General features: G+C 44.3%; 16 protein-coding genes. 7 read left to right on the top strand and 9 right to left on the bottom strand.

Features of this window, described 5'->3' with window-relative positions; all coding sequences use genetic code 11:
- Positions 1 to 121 precede the first annotated feature (121 nt).
- The 3 genes from Bovatus_RS02375 to Bovatus_RS02380 are packed head-to-tail and all read left to right on the top strand — an operon-like array spanning position 122 to position 3,046.
- The gene (locus Bovatus_RS02375) at positions 122 to 1,093 is read left to right on the top strand and encodes a DUF7833 domain-containing protein (RefSeq protein WP_032843448.1); all 972 of its coding nucleotides are present in this window, start codon (positions 122 to 124) and stop codon (positions 1,091 to 1,093) included.
- Positions 1,081 to 1,236, top strand: a complete 156-nt coding sequence (locus tag Bovatus_RS25420) for a hypothetical protein (protein WP_004300369.1) — start codon at positions 1,081 to 1,083, stop codon at positions 1,234 to 1,236. Before Bovatus_RS02375 ends, Bovatus_RS25420 begins: the two co-directional genes overlap by 13 nt.
- Positions 1,237 to 1,252: 16 nt before the next feature.
- Entirely contained in the window at positions 1,253 to 3,046 is a 1,794-nt protein-coding gene (locus Bovatus_RS02380) for a bifunctional DNA primase/helicase (RefSeq protein WP_052587994.1), read from the top strand.
- 125 nt (positions 3,047 to 3,171) lie between these two features.
- On the opposite strand, the gene Bovatus_RS02385 is transcribed toward Bovatus_RS02380, so the two are convergent.
- Positions 3,172 to 3,429 (bottom strand): DUF4248 domain-containing protein, encoded by a 258-nt coding sequence (locus tag Bovatus_RS02385; RefSeq protein ID WP_004300371.1) that lies wholly within the window; start codon positions 3,427 to 3,429, stop codon positions 3,172 to 3,174.
- A 180-nt stretch (positions 3,430 to 3,609) separates the two neighbouring features.
- Between Bovatus_RS02385 and Bovatus_RS02390 the strand changes: the two genes are divergently transcribed.
- The 4 genes from Bovatus_RS02390 (at position 3,610) to Bovatus_RS02405 (ending at position 6,718) form a co-directional block, all read left to right on the top strand.
- Positions 3,610 to 5,169 carry an ATP-binding protein gene (locus tag Bovatus_RS02390; RefSeq protein WP_004300372.1) on the top strand — a complete coding sequence of 520 codons (1,560 nt, stop codon included), beginning with the start codon at positions 3,610 to 3,612 and terminating at the stop codon, positions 5,167 to 5,169.
- 193 nt (positions 5,170 to 5,362) lie between these two features.
- Positions 5,363 to 5,905 (top strand): HU family DNA-binding protein, encoded by a 543-nt coding sequence (locus tag Bovatus_RS02395; RefSeq protein ID WP_004300374.1) that lies wholly within the window; start codon positions 5,363 to 5,365, stop codon positions 5,903 to 5,905.
- A 56-nt stretch (positions 5,906 to 5,961) separates the two neighbouring features.
- Positions 5,962 to 6,267: a hypothetical protein gene (locus tag Bovatus_RS02400; protein WP_004300375.1), complete on the top strand. Its 306-nt coding sequence runs from the start codon at positions 5,962 to 5,964 to the stop codon at positions 6,265 to 6,267.
- A 4-nt stretch (positions 6,268 to 6,271) separates the two neighbouring features.
- Complete coding sequence (locus tag Bovatus_RS02405; RefSeq protein ID WP_004300376.1) at positions 6,272 to 6,718, top strand: N-acetylmuramoyl-L-alanine amidase; 447 nt, start codon at positions 6,272 to 6,274, stop codon at positions 6,716 to 6,718.
- Positions 6,719 to 6,821: 103 nt separating this feature from the next.
- Here Bovatus_RS02405 and Bovatus_RS02410 read toward each other — a convergent pair whose 3' ends face one another.
- From Bovatus_RS02410 to Bovatus_RS02445, 8 genes are all read right to left on the bottom strand, one after another.
- The gene (locus tag Bovatus_RS02410; protein WP_004300377.1) at positions 6,822 to 7,940 is read right to left on the bottom strand and encodes a glycosyltransferase family 4 protein; all 1,119 of its coding nucleotides are present in this window, start codon (positions 7,938 to 7,940) and stop codon (positions 6,822 to 6,824) included.
- A gap of 26 nt (positions 7,941 to 7,966) precedes the next feature.
- Entirely contained in the window at positions 7,967 to 9,160 is a 1,194-nt protein-coding gene (locus Bovatus_RS02415; RefSeq protein ID WP_004300378.1) for a glycosyltransferase family 2 protein, read from the bottom strand.
- A 5-nt stretch (positions 9,161 to 9,165) separates the two neighbouring features.
- Positions 9,166 to 10,092, bottom strand: a complete 927-nt coding sequence (locus Bovatus_RS02420) for a glycosyltransferase family 2 protein (protein ID WP_004300379.1) — start codon at positions 10,090 to 10,092, stop codon at positions 9,166 to 9,168.
- Complete coding sequence (locus Bovatus_RS02425; protein ID WP_004300380.1) at positions 10,089 to 11,417, bottom strand: O-antigen ligase family protein; 1,329 nt, start codon at positions 11,415 to 11,417, stop codon at positions 10,089 to 10,091. The genes Bovatus_RS02420 and Bovatus_RS02425 overlap by 4 nt, the downstream gene beginning before the upstream one ends.
- Positions 11,407 to 13,629: a GumC family protein gene (locus Bovatus_RS02430; protein WP_004318575.1), complete on the bottom strand. Its 2,223-nt coding sequence runs from the start codon at positions 13,627 to 13,629 to the stop codon at positions 11,407 to 11,409. The genes Bovatus_RS02425 and Bovatus_RS02430 overlap by 11 nt, the downstream gene beginning before the upstream one ends.
- 12 nt (positions 13,630 to 13,641) lie before the next feature.
- The gene (locus Bovatus_RS02435; RefSeq protein ID WP_004300382.1) at positions 13,642 to 14,388 is read right to left on the bottom strand and encodes a TolC family protein; all 747 of its coding nucleotides are present in this window, start codon (positions 14,386 to 14,388) and stop codon (positions 13,642 to 13,644) included.
- A 137-nt stretch (positions 14,389 to 14,525) separates the two neighbouring features.
- A complete protein-coding gene (locus tag Bovatus_RS02440) occupies positions 14,526 to 15,797 on the bottom strand; it encodes a BamA/TamA family outer membrane protein (RefSeq protein ID WP_004300383.1) in 1,272 nt (423 codons plus the stop codon).
- A gap of 107 nt (positions 15,798 to 15,904) precedes the next feature.
- Positions 15,905 to 16,915 carry an acyltransferase family protein gene (locus tag Bovatus_RS02445; RefSeq protein WP_004300384.1) on the bottom strand — a complete coding sequence of 337 codons (1,011 nt, stop codon included), beginning with the start codon at positions 16,913 to 16,915 and terminating at the stop codon, positions 15,905 to 15,907.
- Positions 16,916 to 16,937 lie beyond the last annotated feature (22 nt).

A 16,937-nucleotide genomic window follows, 5' to 3' on the forward strand; every position in this document is an offset into this window, starting at 1 on the left:
GCAAAGGTCTGATAAAAAATATATAATCCAACTCTCATTTTTGCGATAGCTGGAATAAAATACATTTCGCACCTTTGCGCCCCGGAAGTATTAAATGTGGAATAATAAATGATAAATGAAAATGAAGAAAGATCAGTATTTCAATTTGGAGGTAAATTTGTTGAATGACGACAATATTGCCAGTATGATGTCGGAGATGAATGCCGCGGAAGCACTCGGAATTTACGTGATCTTGCTGTTGCATCTGCGCACTAAAGATGCTTATGAGGCGTCGTGCAAACCGGTTTTACTGAAGGCCATGGCCCGGCGGTATGATGTGGATGAAGTAGCGGTGGAGCGGGTGCTTCGCGAATTCGATCTCTTCGAACTGGATGAGGAACGACAGATGTTTCGTTCTTCTTACTTGGATAGGGTGATGAAAAGCTTGGAAGAGAAGCGGAAAATGGACATCGAAAACGGTAAAAAAGGAGGGCGTCCGAAAAAGGTGGCAAAAAGTGCTGAAACGCCCGTCAGTAAAGGGAGAAAACCCACTGAAAACCAGAAGAGGAGAGAAGAGGAGAGTAAAGAAGAGGAGAGTAAAGGAAGTGTTTCTGTTGTAAACAATAATAGGAGTAATATAGAAACACCGTCGTCTCTTGTGAGCCGTTTGGCGGATGAAGGCAATCATTGTCCGTTACAACCCGTGTTGCCTTGGGAAAAGTTGGTGGACCAACTTTCTACTTTCCAGTCATATATGGAATTGGCCGGGCAGCATTCCGGTTTGGGAAAGCTTTTTGTAGACCATCAAAAACTTATTCTGGAAATCTTCAAAAAACATATCCGCCTTTATGACAAAGGAGCCGGACTGCTTTTCCCGGAGGACGTGAAACGGTATTTTTCAAATTATATCGCGGCCGGTTCCGTTACTTGCCGCACGTTGAGGGAAACCTTGCTGAAAGAGCTTGAGAATACGGTCGACAAGGATGTAAACCGCTTTGAAAGCGTCGTCGACGGGCGGCGAACGTATCTGGGACATCTTATTCCGGCTGATGCGCCGCCACGTCCCGATGCATCGGCGGTGTGGGATGATGTGAAGAAAAGATGGGCGCATTAATCCGGCAGATGACTGGCTTCGTCCGGCAGGTTGTTGATGTTCGTCTGGCAGGTAACGGAAGCTCGTCCGGCAGGTGGCAGACACTCGTCCGTCAGGTAAGTCCTCTGCGTGTGAATGATTATTTTAAACTATTTTTTAATTAGAAAAAAGGAAAAAATTATGAGAAATTTTGCCAACTATGATGTCGACATCCACGGTAAATCAAGTGGAGTGCTCAAGACGATTTGTAAAAAATGTCTTCCTACCCGCAAGAATAAGCGCGACCGTTCGCTACGTGTCAACGTCGACACGGGCCATTGTCACTGTTATCATTGTGGCGCTGATTTTTATGTTCCCGATGATGTGGAAGAGCGCAAGAATGCCGAACGTGCGGTAGCCCGCAAGCGTCGTGCGGCAGCCATTCCGCAGCATTTTCAGCGTCCGATGTTCGATGTTTCGAAAACCACGCTTTCCGAAGACACGGAGCGTTGGCTGGTGGAGACGCGTTGCATCCCGCAGTCCGTCATAGCTGCCCTACGCATCACCGAACAGGAAGAATTTATGCCGCAATCCGGCAAAAAGGAACGTTGCATCTGCTTCAACTATTTTGAAGGGGGGCAACTGATAAACACCAAATTTCGCGCTCTCCCGAAACTTTTCAAAATGGTGCAGGGTGCCGAACTGATTCCCTACAACATCGACTCCATTGTGGGGCAGACCTCCTGCATCATCCACGAGGGCGAACTGGATGCTGCTTCCTCCATCGCCGCCGGATTTCAAAGTGTCATCTCCGTGCCGGCCGGAGCCAATTCGAACCTCTCCTGGCTCGACCGTTTTATGGAGACGCACTTCGAGGACCTGAAAGAAATCATCATTGCCGTTGATGCCGATTCTGCCGGAATCCGGTTGCGCAATGAACTCATCAATCGGCTAGGGGCTGAACGCTGCCGGGTGGTGACTTACGGTCCGGAGTGTAAAGATGCCAACGAGCATCTCTGCAAATATGGTATCGCCAGTCTCCGTATCGCCATCGAACAGGCAGCAGAAGTTCCGCTCGAAGGGATCTTCACCGCTGCCGACTTGCATGACGATCTGCGGGCTCTTTTCGACAACGGCTTTGGTCCCGGAGCGGAAACGGGATGGGAGGAGATGGATAAGATCTGCACGTATGAACGTGGGCGAAGTGTCTACGTCACCGGAGTTCCCGGTGCAGGAAAATCCGAGTGGGTGGACGAATTGGTGTTGCGTCTCTGCCTGCGGCATCAATGGAAAATCGGGTTCTTTAGCCCGGAAAATACCCCTATCGTCTATCATCTCCGCAAACTGATTGAGAAACTCACCGGACACCGTTTTCAAAACGGCTGTGGCATGACGGAGGGACTCCTTGCGAACTCGGAAGATTTTCTGACTGAAAACGTCTCTCATATCTCTCTGAAAGGTAATGTTTCTCCAGATCGTGTACTGGCCAAGGCTCATGAACTTGTTATCCGCCGCGGCTGCCGCATTATTGTCTTCGACCCGCTCAACCGTTTCGACCACAACCCGCAACCGGGACAGACGGAAACGCAATATATTTCTAACCTGTTGAATAAATTTACAGAATTTGCCGTGCAACATAATTGTCTGCTCGTGGTTGTAGTCCATCCTCGTAAAATGAACCGTAATCCTGTCACGGGCATTACCCCTCGTGTGGAAATGTACGACATCAACGGCTCTGCCGATTTCTATAACAAAGCGGATTACGGTATCATTGTGGAACGTGACAAGGAGGTTGGTGTCACCCGCGTATATGTGGACAAGGTGAAATTCAAGCATCTTGGTGTCGGTGGAATGGCATCCTTTGTCTACGATCCCGTAAGCGGACGATACCTGCCCTGTGAAGAATCTCATGACCCTTCTCTCTCCGCTGACCAGCGTGTCCGAAATACGATGTTCGACAACTCCTGCTGGCTACCTGAAAAAGAACTGTTTTAGGGTGTTAGGTATCAAGTATTAAGTATTAGATGTTAAGTATTATGATGTTAAGCATTATGATGTTATCCGTTGTTGTGATGTGTTTACCACGGTTAATACTTGATACCTAATACTTGATACTTTAATTAGGGTTCTTGTAGCACTTCGATGATGAGCCTTACTTGTGCGGGAGTGTAGTATCTGGCGCGTGGATTCATGCCGGTGGCCAGGAGCCGTTCTTTTAGTCCGGGTGCAGCTTCAATCCATTCGTTGAATCGGTCTACTGCGCTTTGTTGCAGGATATTGGGGAGGTACAACAAGGCAAGTTCGCCTTTCCCATAGGTGCGGTATTGGAATGTTTTTTCTTCTTCTTGTTCGGGGAGAATCTTGTTTTTTGTTTTCATTTATAGTTGTGCTTTTAGGTTGTTGTATTTGAAGTAAAGTTACTCATTTTTAGTGGAATAGGCAAATTTTGAGAGCAGATGTTCGGGCGTATTCATAAAAGAATTGATAATAATAGAATGCCGATTCTTGAAATTTATTGTATCTTTGTTTATGTTTCACGTTAAAAGCATAGAAAGAGGATGGAAGGAACATTCAGACGCTATCCGATAGGGATACAGAGTTTCGAGAGACTACGCAATGATAATTGTGTGTATATTGATAAGACAGAGTTGATTTATCGTTTGGCTAATTCGGCTAAGGCTTGTTTTCTTAGCCGTCCCCGACGCTTTGGAAAGAGTCTGTTAGTTTCCACTCTTGCAGCCTATTTCTCTGGTAAAAAAGACCTGTTTAAGGGTCTGATGATGGAACAGTTGGAGAAAGACTGGACGGTTTATCCCGTGTTGCATATTGATTTCAGTATCAGTAAGTATATGAATGCGGGAATGCTGCGCTCCGCTATCAACAATCGCTTGGTGGAATGGGAACGAATTTACGGATGTGACACGAGCGAAGACACTTTCAGTCTCCGTCTGAAAGGTATTATCAAACGTGCTTACGAGCAGAGCGGGCGTCAGGTTGTGTTACTTGTAGACGAATATGATTCTCCTATGTTGGATAGCAACAACAATGAGGAGTTGCAAGCTGAAATACGTGGCATCATGCGCGACTTTTTCAGTCCGTTGAAAGCGCAGGGAGAATATCTTCGTTTTCTTTTTCTGACCGGTATCAGTAAATTTAGTCAGATGAGCATCTTTAGTGAATTGAACAATCTTCAGAACATAAGTATGCAAGATGCTTATAGTGCCATTTGCGGTATAACGGAAAATGAATTGCGTACACAGTTGGAAGAAGATATAAGAAGGATGGCCGAGGCGAACGGTGAAACGTATGATGAGGCGTGTATGCATCTGAAGCAACAGTATGATGGGTATCATTTCAGTGAAAATAGTGAAGACATTTACAATCCGTTTAGTTTGTTTAATGCATTTGCTCAAAAGAAATATGCCAATTTCTGGTTCTCTACCGGCACTCCCACTTTCCTGATAGACATCTTGCAGCAAAGCGATTTCGATATTCGTCAACTGGATGGCGTTTCGGCTACTGCCGAGCAGTTTGATGCACCTACCAATGTCATTACAGACCCGCTTCCGGTACTTTACCAAAGCGGTTATCTCACTATCAAAGAGTATGACCGGGATTTTCAGATCTATACATTGGCTTATCCTAACAAAGAAGTTCGGAAAGGCTTTATCGAATCATTAATGCCGGCTTATGTGCATTTGCCTGCTCGCGAGAATACATTTTATGTAGTATCGTTTATCAAAGACTTACGGGTCGGCAATCTGGATCAATGTATGGAGCGGATCAAATCATTTTTCGCCTCTATCCCCAATGATATGAATAATAAGGAGGAGAAACACTATCAGACCATCTTCTACCTCCTGTTCCGGTTGATGGGGCAATATGTGGATGCAGAAGTAAAGAGCGCTGTTGGCAGGGCTGATGTTGTGATAAAGATGCAGGAGGCTATCTATGTATTCGAATTCAAAGTAGATGGTACTCCTGAAGAAGCGTTGGCACAGATCAATAGTAAGCAGTATGCGATTCCTTATCAGGCAGATCATCGGAAAGTCGTTAAAGTGGGAGTTAATTTCGACAGTAGTACGCGAACTATTGGAGAATGGGTCATTGAAAACTAGGGAATGATCTTACATATTCCTACATATTTCCACATATTCCGGTATAATTTGTATAATTCGGTGTAATCCGTTTTAATCCGGCATAATCCGGTGTAGTCCGGTGCAATCCGGCAAGTCGTCAACGTGTTGTCGTATCTTTGTTTCATCAACAGAAAGGGAGAATGTACTTCTTTTCGTAGAAACAAGTTATATTATGGCAACAGTTACAGTTGTGCGCTACAAGCGCAGAAAACGGCTCGGTGATGATAAATCACCGATGATGTACCTTCTCAAGCCCAAGGCTGGGGAGTCGAAAATCTATTCAATCGATTCACTGGCACAGGAAATCGAGTCTATCGGGTCGCTTTCGGTGGAAGACGTGTCGCATGTGATGAAATCCTTTGTCCGTGCGATGAAAAAAGTGCTTGTGGCAGGAAATAAGGTGAAAGTGGATGGACTGGGTATTTTTTATACCACGCTGACCTGTCCGGGTGTGGAACAGGAAAAGGATTGTACGGTGAAAAATATCACTCGCATCAATCTCCGTTTCAAAGTCGACAACTCATTGCGTCTTGCCAATGACAGCACGGCAACTACTCGTGGCGGGGATAATAACATGATGTTCGAATTGTATACGGAGAAGAAGTCCGCTGCCGGAGGAAACGGCGGTGACGGCTCCGATGATGATGGTAAAGGTGATGGGGGAGAACCCGGTGGTGGTAGCGGTGGTGGAGAAGCTCCGGATCCGGCAGCATAAACCGCTTTGATTGACTCTGTTCTCAATTTATTAATTTATCATCTCAATCTATTAAAATGTTAGATAAAATTATCGAAATCATCATGACGATTCTGCCTTTTCTGGGCAGTAGCCGCAAGAAGCGCCAGATGATGGCGCAAGAAGTGAAAGAGTTCAGTGAACTAGTGAAAGACCAGTATACTTTTCTGATGCAGCAGTTGGAGAAAGTGTTGAAGGATTATTTCGACCTTAGTTCGAAAGTGAAAGAGATGCACGCGGAGATTTTCTCGTTGAGAGGACAGCTGACGCAAGCTGCGGCTCTGCAGTGTAGCAGCAAGGAATGTGTGCAACGAGTACAGATGGTCACTGAAACGGAGGGATGAATTTATGCGAACCATCAATTTGATTGTGATCCACTGTTCCGCCACAAGGGCGGACAGGGATTTTACGGAAGATGATTTGGAAGTGTGCCACCGTCGGCGTGGTTTCAACGGGACGGGTTATCATTTTTATATCCGTAAAAATGGAGATATAAAGACCACCCGTGAGATTGAACGAATCGGTGCGCACGCAAAAGGACACAACCAGAACAGTATTGGCATTTGTTATGAGGGCGGACTTGACTGCCACGGTCATCCCGCCGATACCCGTACCGAATGGCAAGTTCATTCAATGCACGTACTGATTCTTACGCTCTTGCGTGATTATCCCGGCTGCCGGGTGTGCGGACATCGGGATTTGAGCCCCGATCTGAATGGAAACGGAGAGATTGAACCCGAAGAATGGATTAAGGCATGTCCGTGTTTCGAGGTGAAAGCCGAGTGGGATGGTTAGATAAAATCACCTTCGCTACAACTATCTGTGGCGAAGGTGATTTCGTTAAAAAGGGAAGTTTTGACACATTCTCTTTTTGATTTAGTTATTGCTTTTTGGTATTTTACTTGGCAAATTCTTTATATATTTTCAGCAGCGATTCTGCCGTATTCCGCCATGAAAACAACTGGCTACGTTGTATGCCATATTCCACTTGTTGCTGATAGAGTGTCTGGTCATTTTCCAGTTGCAGTATTTTTTTTGTAATATCATTGGAGTTGAACGGATCTGCCAGTAAAGCTCCCTCGCCTGCAATTTCGGGCATGGCTGATGTGTTTCCCGCAATGATGGGCGTTCCGCAAGCCATTGCCTCCAGCATCGGGATGCCGAAACTCTCGCGAAGCGATGGATAAAGGAATGCGAATGCACCGCAATAGAGTGCTACAAGGTCGGTATTCGCAATGTATCCCGGAGCGTGGATATAACTCTTGATTTCTGTAATATTTTCTTCTTCCAATATCCGGTCGATAACATCTTCCTTGAGGTCGGCAATGAGCAATGGCAGCTTTTGGGTGGATTGTTTCAGATAGTCGCTATATGCTTTCAGCACTCTGGGAGTGTTCTTCTTAGGGTCGGTGTTTCCCAGAAAAAATAGATAATTGTCTGCATCAATATATTTTCGGGTGATCTCCGGAGCTTTGGGTTGTACATGAAAATGACTATTGAAACCGTTGTACACGGCTACTAATTGTTCTTTCGGCAGATGCAGCACGTCAAGGATTCGTTCACGCTCAAATTGCGAGACTGTAATAATTTTCTCGCAGTTGGCCAATACGCGTGGTACTACCATCCGGCGGTAAAACCATCCCATTTCCTGATACCAGGTGAAGCTGGAAGAATGACGCTTTTCTAAATAAATAATGTCGTGTAGTGTTAGTATTAATGGTACGGGACATTGCAATGGGGCAGTATTGCTTGTGCAGTGCAATAAATCGGGCATGATTTTTTTTACTGCGCGTGGAAGAGCCACTTGTTCCCAAAGGGGGTAAGTGGGGCATTTTAGTTCGATAATATGCACATTTTCCGATTCTTCCAAGCATCTGTCTTCACCAGGAGTAACGAAGATGAAATATTCGTTCTCATGGTCTATTTTTTGCAATTCCCGGATACTTTCAAGAGCAACGAAATCCATTCCGTGTTTATTAGTGCGGAAAATTCGTTGGGCTTCAATAGCGATTTTCATTGTTGTTTTCTTGTTATGTTTGATTTCTATTTATGGTGTTCACCATGCTCCGTATGGATAAACTTTTTATTGGCTCCTTTCAATTTAAATAAGTTACCAATCATAGTAACAGCCAGCATAGGCATTTTGGTGATTGCTTTCCCTACCTGTTTGGTAAATAGTCTGCCGCCCGGTACGGGTAGCGTCATGGCCGCTACTTGTGCAGCCGACAATATCCACCATTTGATGGCTATCATCCATTCGTTGCTGCCATTGCATAGGCTCAATATAAGGCCGATAACGGTAAAGACAAAGGTCAAGCCGAATACTCCTGCCAACTGAATCAATCGTGGCGGAAGCATCCATTGGCATATCTTGTCGCAGTAATCGAAATTTCCTTGTATGAATGCTTTAGGCAAGTGAGGCAGCGAAGCGCGGAGTGCACCGAATTGTGCTGCTATCCAGCGTTTGCGCTGGTTACTGATAGCCTCTTTCTTTTGTGTTTTCTCGTCAAACACAAGCAGGTCGGGCAGATAAACGGTATAGATGCGCTGTTGCAGGAGCATGGCTTCCAATTCTTTGTCTTCACCTGCTGTCTGGAGATATTTCACATTCTGATGAAACCATTCTGCTTCGAATGCCATTCCCGAACCGGATAGTCCGGCAGAAAGTCCTATAGCGTTATGTCCGCTGCGGAAGAATCCATTGTTTATTTCTTCGCTGGCGCTGTCGAGTACGGAAATGTCTGTGTTCAGATTCTTTCCTGTACGGTGTGCCTGTACGGATTTTATGCCGCTGTCAAAAACACGGTTGATGGTAGACAGGAAATCGGGCGTGATCATGTTGTCGGCATCCATGATGACTACAATGTCGAATGCATTTGTATCAATGGAATCCATGGCCATTGCCAGTGCTTTGGCTTTCGAACTTTCCTTATAATTTGCCATCAACAGGCGGATGGGAAGGGCTGCCAGAGCGTCGTTTGTTTCCGGTCGCATCTGATCGGAAATGACTATGATCTCATAGAGTTCCTTCGGATAATCCTGTTCAAGAAAGCTCTGTATGGAAGCAACAATCACGCGGTCCTCCTTGTAGGCGGGAAAGAGCACGACGATGCGTCGTAGCGTACGGGCTTCGGGGTATTGGGGAGCCCGGTAAAACTTGGAGGCAATAGCGTATAGTAATAGGTAGCATACGCAAAATACCAGGGGAATGTAGAGAATCCAGTCAATAATGTTCATAGTATCTAGAGTTTTTTAAATGTGTTATTGTTAGTATCTGATGAAGACATGAATAGCCCTGTGCAGACTCCATAATAGGTGGCACAAAACAGGTCGAAACGGCCTTTGAAAGCGAATGACAGACTGTTTTTGCCGGCTGCAATGGTGCTCTGGTAAAGTACGGACATCAATCGTTCCATGCCTTTCATATTACGGCGGGCATAGAGCAGGCGATTTCGTGTCAGGAAATAGGTGCGTAGTTTGCTTAGTTGGCCGGTGCTTTGGCTTTCTTTATGAAAAACAGTGCAACGCGGTTCGTACCATAGCTCGTAGCCGGCACGGGTCATGCTTGTGCTCCAGTCGAGTTCTTCGTAATAAAGGAAGAAGATTTCCGGCATCATTCCGATTTTTTCGATCACTTCGCGTTTGATAATCATGGCTGCCCCGTGTAGATAGGGGGTAGGATGGGGGGTATCGTAACTTCCGTCATCGGGACAGTCGAAGCCCAGCATATTGTTGCGCAATGTTATCTTTGTCAGCGGGGTAAATCCTGCAAACTGTATGTGTTGCGGCGGAAAGGCGAAACGTATTTTAGGAGACACGCCCCCGATTTCCGGACGACTTTCCAATCGTTCCACCAGGTAGGCGATTTCATCGGATTCGATATATGTATCGTTATTGATAAGGAAAATGTATTTGCCTTTTGCTGCACGGATGCCAATGTTGTTACCACCGGAAAAACCTCCGTTCTCATTGCTGCGGATACTGATAACCGTTGGGTATAATTCGTGTATTTTGGCTGCTTCATCTTCGCGTGAAGCATTGTCTACCACTATGATTTCATAGCTCACAGACTTCAGCTTTTTGTGCAGTGATTCTATCAGTTCACAGGTGTCTTTGAACCCGTTGTAACAGATGGTAATAAATGATATGTCGGGACTACTGTTTGTCATTCTTGTTCGTTGGTTTCGTTATTAGATAGCTGCCGTTCTTTTTCTTCGCTTTCTTCTTTTTTTTCACTGATGCGCTTGTCGATATGTGGAGCTGCAAAACAGAGTGCAAAGCCTATGTATACGGGCAACTGGTTGGGATACTGCATAATGTCGTTGACATAAGTGGCGATAAAAAATCCGGCATCCATACAGAGCCACGCTGCGATAAGTCCACGCAGGCCTTTGTTGCGTACTTTAAACATGAGTATCCAGGAGCACCAGGCAAAGAGAATGCCGTGTATGGAAAGGTAGAGTATCAGTCCCACAATTCCCGTTTCCACCCATACGCTGACTAGCCATGAGTCGGGAGGGTAGGGCATTTGCTCTCGTGAATCGAAGTTACCGGCTTTGGAGAGTCCAATGCCGTAGCCTAACGGTTTCTTTGCCATCAACTCTTTCATTCTTTGCCGGTTTTCGACACGCACCTGGTAGGAAGCGTCTTCGGACGGATGGAAAGAGGAGCGCATCTTGTGGATATATTGGTTCCCGCTTCCGATATTGGTATAACTGAAGAACACGAAAACGCTGATGGATATGAATATACCTGCCAATAACGCTTTCCAATTTTTGGCAATGACGGTTATCATTAACATTCCTCCCATGATGACTCCCATAGCTGCACGGGTTCCCGAAATACCCATTCCGTAAAGTCCCCCGACGGCGATGCAGAGGAAGTAAATGCGTAGCCATTTGGACTCCACAAAGAAGGCGGAGATGGCAAAGACTACAGCGGACATGGCGGCATGTACTCCGTAGTTTGCTGCGTCGGAGAAGCAGGAAAAATAGCGGATACCCGACCAGATGATATGTGTACGCCATCCGCCCAGCACGTGCAGGAAATAGAGGTCTTTGGAGCTGAAACCATAGTTTTTTTGCCAGTAACCTTTTATCGTAAAGACGAGGACGAATACCGACCAGATGATTAATAGCAGCTCGATGTCTTTTTTTGTGCGGACAACGAGCGGAACAACAAAGGCGCATATTAAAGGTATCAGCGCATAAGGTGTAAGGTTGATGTTCCATGCTGCCAGCACGTTGTTGGGATTAAGAATTTCGAGAAGATAGAAGCACAACCAGATTGTGAACATATAGGTCATGATGTTTTGACCTGCTTTCCAGTTGGTTTGTTCATCATTGTTAAGTTGTATCAAACAGATAGTAGTAAATGACAAGATAATGATCATAGAGAATAACCCTACCTTGATATTTACTAACATTCCTGCTGCAACCAACACAAATTGTAAAGCAAGCAGGATATGGAAAGTCACTATCTTATTATTCGTCATCGTCTTCTTCAGTCTCTTTCGCTTTTCTACTTAGATTGAATATGATTTTTTCTGTAAGTGACAATTGGCTGAAACGATAGCTGACTCTGCGTAATAAGGTATATGGCGGAAGTTGTCCGGTGAAATCTTCCACTGCCTCACGCTTGGCGTTGGTCAGGCACACACGGAACGGAACATCCGTTTTACCCATTTGTGTCGTGAGCTGTTCGCAAAGTTGTTTGTCGATGGTTTTCCATCCGCGGTCTGCCGGGCTGACCAAAATGTTGACATTAGCGTCGTGCAACAGTGCAGTCGGGATATTGCTTGACGACAATGGCGGATAGGCAACGATCAGTATGTCTTCTCCTTGCAGGGTATAAAAATCGGTAATGTTTTTTGCAAGCAGGTATTGAGTAGAATCTGTGTTAAAATCTTCTCCATACGTGATGAATCTCGTATTTAACATCCGGCTTTGCATATATCCGCAGATCAGATTTCCAACGATGTCTTCACCGGAGTTTTCGCTGGTACTGAACAGGTTGATGATAAATACTCCGGGGGATTTCCGCTTCGTCAGGAAGCGGAGTATGGAGTTGCTCAATTCTTTGATGGAAAGTTGGACGTAGGTTTTGGCTAGTCCGCCATAACGGGAAGAGGAGGGGCTGGGAACGGCTCCTATTACCTTAAATCCGGTCACTCGTTTGGTTCGGTTTGCATCACGCAACGTTCTGTCAAGAATCTCGATTAATAATAATAGAGCGATGATTATCAGAAAACTACCTATGCAGGCGGCAATGACAATCTGCTTGCGGTTGGTTGAATTGGATGCAATCGGATAGGTCGGTTCATTGAGCACTTTCAATGTAGCAGAAGTCATTTCCAGATTTTTCTTTCTCAACAGGGCTTCGTTGTAGCTCTGTAACACGGTCAGGTAACTGCGCTCCGTAAAGTTGATGGAGCGTTCTTTTTGTTTGATGGTGGTACCTACAGGGGCGAAAAAAACGTAGCGGTCGTTCAATTCCTGACGGGCATTTTGTACAATTAGTAGTTCGGCCTTAGCTTTTTCAAACAACAGGGTTTGTTCCAGCCATTGGTCGATGATATTGGTCCGGCTGGCACCTTCTTTGGTGTATTTGTGACTTACGTAGGAAGTGGTTAAATCATTTAATTCTTGTTTAAGTTCGCTCAACCGTTTTTTGTCACCTGTCAGAGATCCGGTATCTTTTTGTTTGGAGTCGCTCATTGCTTCCACTTCCGAGATTTTGCTGGTGATATTGGATGCTTCTCTTAATTTGTCCACAAATTCCATATTCTTGAGCACTTGCTTGGCATTGCTGTCCATGTGCTTCTCCAGTTCTTCGAGCATTGACTTGGTACTGTTGTATGCAAAAAGTGCATCTTGTTCCCGCAGCTCGAATTCTTTACTGATGGCCGCGATTTCTTTGGTTTCGTCCAGATAGTTGATGATACGTTTTTCTACGTTGTACTTGGTCAGGTCGTCTTCCTCCGAGTTGAGTTTTTTGCCGATGCGTTTCAACTCTTCCTCAAAGTATTTGATGACTTTGTCTGTTTCTCCGTAGCGAATACGGCGGTATTCTTCCACAAATTCGTCCATCAGGATGCTTACCGTGTTGTAGGCTATGCCGGGATCGCCGGAAGTATAGCTGATGTCCAGCAAATCACTCGTGAGCCGGCGTTGCACTTTGACGTTTTTCAAAGCGTTGTAGCTATAGAAAGGGTGATTGTAGTAGAACATTTCATAGATGTAGTTACCTTTTTTCGGACGCATATATGCTTCCAGATTGGCAACTGTTTTATCTTCGCTCGATTTGTCGATCAGCTTTAATATTTCCGGTCCATGCGGACTGTTTTTTAAGTGGTTATAGGTGTAATTGTAGCTGGATGGGGTGACTCCGTCGTTGTCATTGTCCGGATTTCCCTGGATAAGTACACGGGCAAATAATCGCAGGAATACTCTTTTCAGGGTGCTCTCGGCTTGCATGATACTTATCAGGTTGTCCATCGAATTTTGTACTGTCGCCCAGTCTGTGCGTTTATCGCTTTCCAAGTTGTATCCCGAGGCTACTCCGGTATAAAGTGTTGCTTTCACGTCGTATCCACCTTGCATGTGACGCGTATAGTAGAAGACGAGTAACGTGAAGATAGCGGTCCCTACCAGTATTAGCCAACGGTGGCGAAAGAGGGTCCGTATGATAGAAATGATGAAGTTCATATCTTAGTTTTTTTATTTTCTTATGATGGGAGTACGTGAAATAACCTCAAGTATCATTAAGCTCTTTGTCAATTCAAACTTGCTATTCTCATATGCCTCACGTGCAGTTGACTGCCTTTCTTTATCTACGGCCAAGTCGGAAGATTCTATGGTTCCGTTGGCAAAATTCTTTTCAGAAATTTCATATTGCACATTAGCAAGTACCAAACTTTCACTTCTCATTTTAAGTACTCTTATCTGTGAGGTAGCCATCGCATACATCTCAATAATATTCTTCTTGATTTCGTCGTACTTCACTTCCCGTTCCAATTCTGCACTGCGTAATGTGAGCCTTTGCCGGCTGATTTTACCCTTGAGGTCGAATAGGTCGTCTAAGGGGATGCTTAGACCGGCACCTACTGTGTAGCCATTTTGTGCCTGGGTGGAGTAGGTGAGGTATGGGGCGAGTGCCACGTCCGTATAAGTGGACTCATTGCCGAACATTCCGTATTGATAGCTTCCCCGTAGACTGAAGAAACCCAGAAATGACCATTTCTCTTTTTGGAGTAATTTGCGCTCGATTCTCGCCTTTACGTCCGCCATCTCATAAATGGGGCTGTTCTTGGCATTTTCGAATAAAACGGATAGAGGGGGAAGCACTATTTTAGTATAATCTTCTTCACTTAGTTGAGAATAGTCAGACACTTCTTGTGCAACTACACGAGTGGTAGAGACGAACAGAAGTAATAACCCCGAAAAAAAACATATAAATTGCTTCATAAAAAAATCCTATTATTTGCTCTTGCTGTGTTATAGCTTGCGCAAATATAAGGATTAATTTCATTTATGTGCAGTCTTTTATTATCTATTTTACAATCTTTCTTGTAATTTGTGCACAATTTGTCGCGTAAATGGCGTCAAAAGGCTTCTGTCATGTTGAAGTAGAACAAATTCTGCTTGTTCACCATGTCTCTGCCGAAGTCAAGGCGTACATTCATACGGGGTTGAACTTCAACGCGTAACCCTAATCCGAGGTTGGGAAGCACACCTTCTATCTTGCCTGGAGTGGGTCCCATGAATCCGCATCCTCCCCAGGCTACATATCCTATATGACTTAACATCTTTTTTACCCAAGTGCTTTTGTCCGTATTTATCATCTGGCGGTATTCGGCCATCATGACATGCGAGGACTTGTCGCGAAACTGTCCCATGTAGTAACCGCGAAGATCGAAGGGGGTTCCGCTAAGTACATATTTTGTTAGGGGTACATCTCCGAATGCGTTTTTGCTTTGCACTGTCCAGGCTATCACTTTGCGGCGTCCTACTGTTTTGTATTGGCGGTAGTCGATTTCCAAACGGTAAAAGTTATTATCGCTGCCGAATACCTTGTTATACATCATTCCCCGAAAGTCGAGGTAGGTTCCGCTATATGCATTTGCAGGAATATCACGTGTGTCATACGTCAGCAGGAAACCAAGTCCGGAACTGAAATTTTTGTATCCGTGTTCTGTTCCTCCTGCCGCTATATATGAGGGCTCATTAACCATTCCGGCAGCCGGTTTGGTAATTTTATCATAGTTCAAATCGACTTGGGGACCTGCAAAAATATTGCTTTCTCCCAGACGGAACAGGAACCAGGGGTTTACTTGGATGCCGCTATAACGGTATTCACTGGTATCTTCTCCACGTTCATAATCTTTATTAGTGGAATATCCGATGCCATAAAAATTTTCGATTGTATTTTTATATGAGAAAGTTCCGAAGATACGGAAGCGGTCGCCTTTAAAAAAGAGCTGTGGTTTTGTCATCAGGTTCAAGCCGCCTTTGAACATCAAGGCAATGGCCATCGGCACTACCGAACGTCGTTGGGTGGTATCACTCGGATTCATCCGGAATGTCATCAGTGCGCTACCGCCCACCAGTAAACCAAAATCCGGCGTATAACTGGGACCACCCAATATGTTATAGTGTAAATTCCGGTTTGCCACGCGCTGGCGACGCAGCTCGCGCTTTGAAAGGACAGGAATGGTATCTGACGGGATGTCTTCAATATCTGTAGGAGTAGTATCACTGATAGAAGTTGTAGACCTTTGCAGTTCATCGCTCTTTACTGCCGTACTATCAGCCGCGGCTGACATCATATTGATGGATGGAAGCATCATCAATATTCCTATTATATATTTCTTCATAATTTCTCTGTGAGGAATTCGACTGCAAAGAAAACTCTTTTATTTTGATTAGTTTTGAAGTTCTTAGATAATAAATCTAAAAAAGTCATTCTAAGGGCAAATAAAGGCTATTTTGGTATGCGGATTTTTCCTAACAGTAGAGGGATATGCTTCTTGCAGAATATAATGAGTGGATAATTGATTGCTGTAATAAGTAGACTTATAATAAAGGCTATGAATGTAGAGTAGGTAATATTATCGATATGCAGGTATTTTTCTATAGCAAAATTGAATACACCTATGAACATCCAATGTATACCTAAAATAACCATTGTGCCTATTGATACATTATAATTTATGGTGGATGTAATTTGGTTGAGTATAAATCCGATTCCAAGAATCATACAGCTTCCGGTGAATCTCAGGAGGTGGAAATTTACTATTTCGGGCAGTGTTGTATAGTTACTGGTGTATCCCATCGAAAAAAATGTGGCAAATGAAACAATGGATAAAATCAGCCAGATGATACTTTGATGCAAGGAATTTGCGATGTTTTTTATCTTTGTCCGTTTCAATGCTTGTCCGGTAAAAAAGAATATTTGCAATGCAAAAAAACTATGTGTAGCATAGGTACCATAGATGGAGTGTTGGTTGAGCCAATAACAAATGAGTATGGAGACTAGGCTGCTGATACCTGCCGTCAACCAGTATATTGATTGTTTTTTTTGTATAGTGTAGGAATATATTTTTATCATAAACAGGCAATATATAAACCATGTGGGGCCGTTAATGGGGTCTGACGACAGTGATTGAATGAGGGGTTGTATGATACTATTGTGTATATTGATGACTTGATGAGGTACTATAAGTTCTCTAACAAACCAATACGGGTAAAATATGAATTGATAGATGAGATAGGGGAGCAGCAAAGTCTTGAGATCCTTATATAATTCTTCTTTTATTGTTCCTTTAGGGTTGTATAAGTAACCGGATATAAGAAAGAAAAGTGGCATGTGAAAGGAATAGATGATCGTGTGCGTCTCTGATTGCATTGGTACATGTCCCCAAATAACTAGAAATATAGCTATTGACTTACTCCAGTCAATCCAATTATATCGTACTGATTTTGCGCTTGTCATTTTGTTGTGTTTTAATTTTGTG

Origin of the sequence: Bacteroides ovatus (genome assembly GCF_001314995.1) — a bacterium.
In the GTDB taxonomy this organism is placed as follows: domain Bacteria; phylum Bacteroidota; class Bacteroidia; order Bacteroidales; family Bacteroidaceae; genus Bacteroides; species Bacteroides ovatus.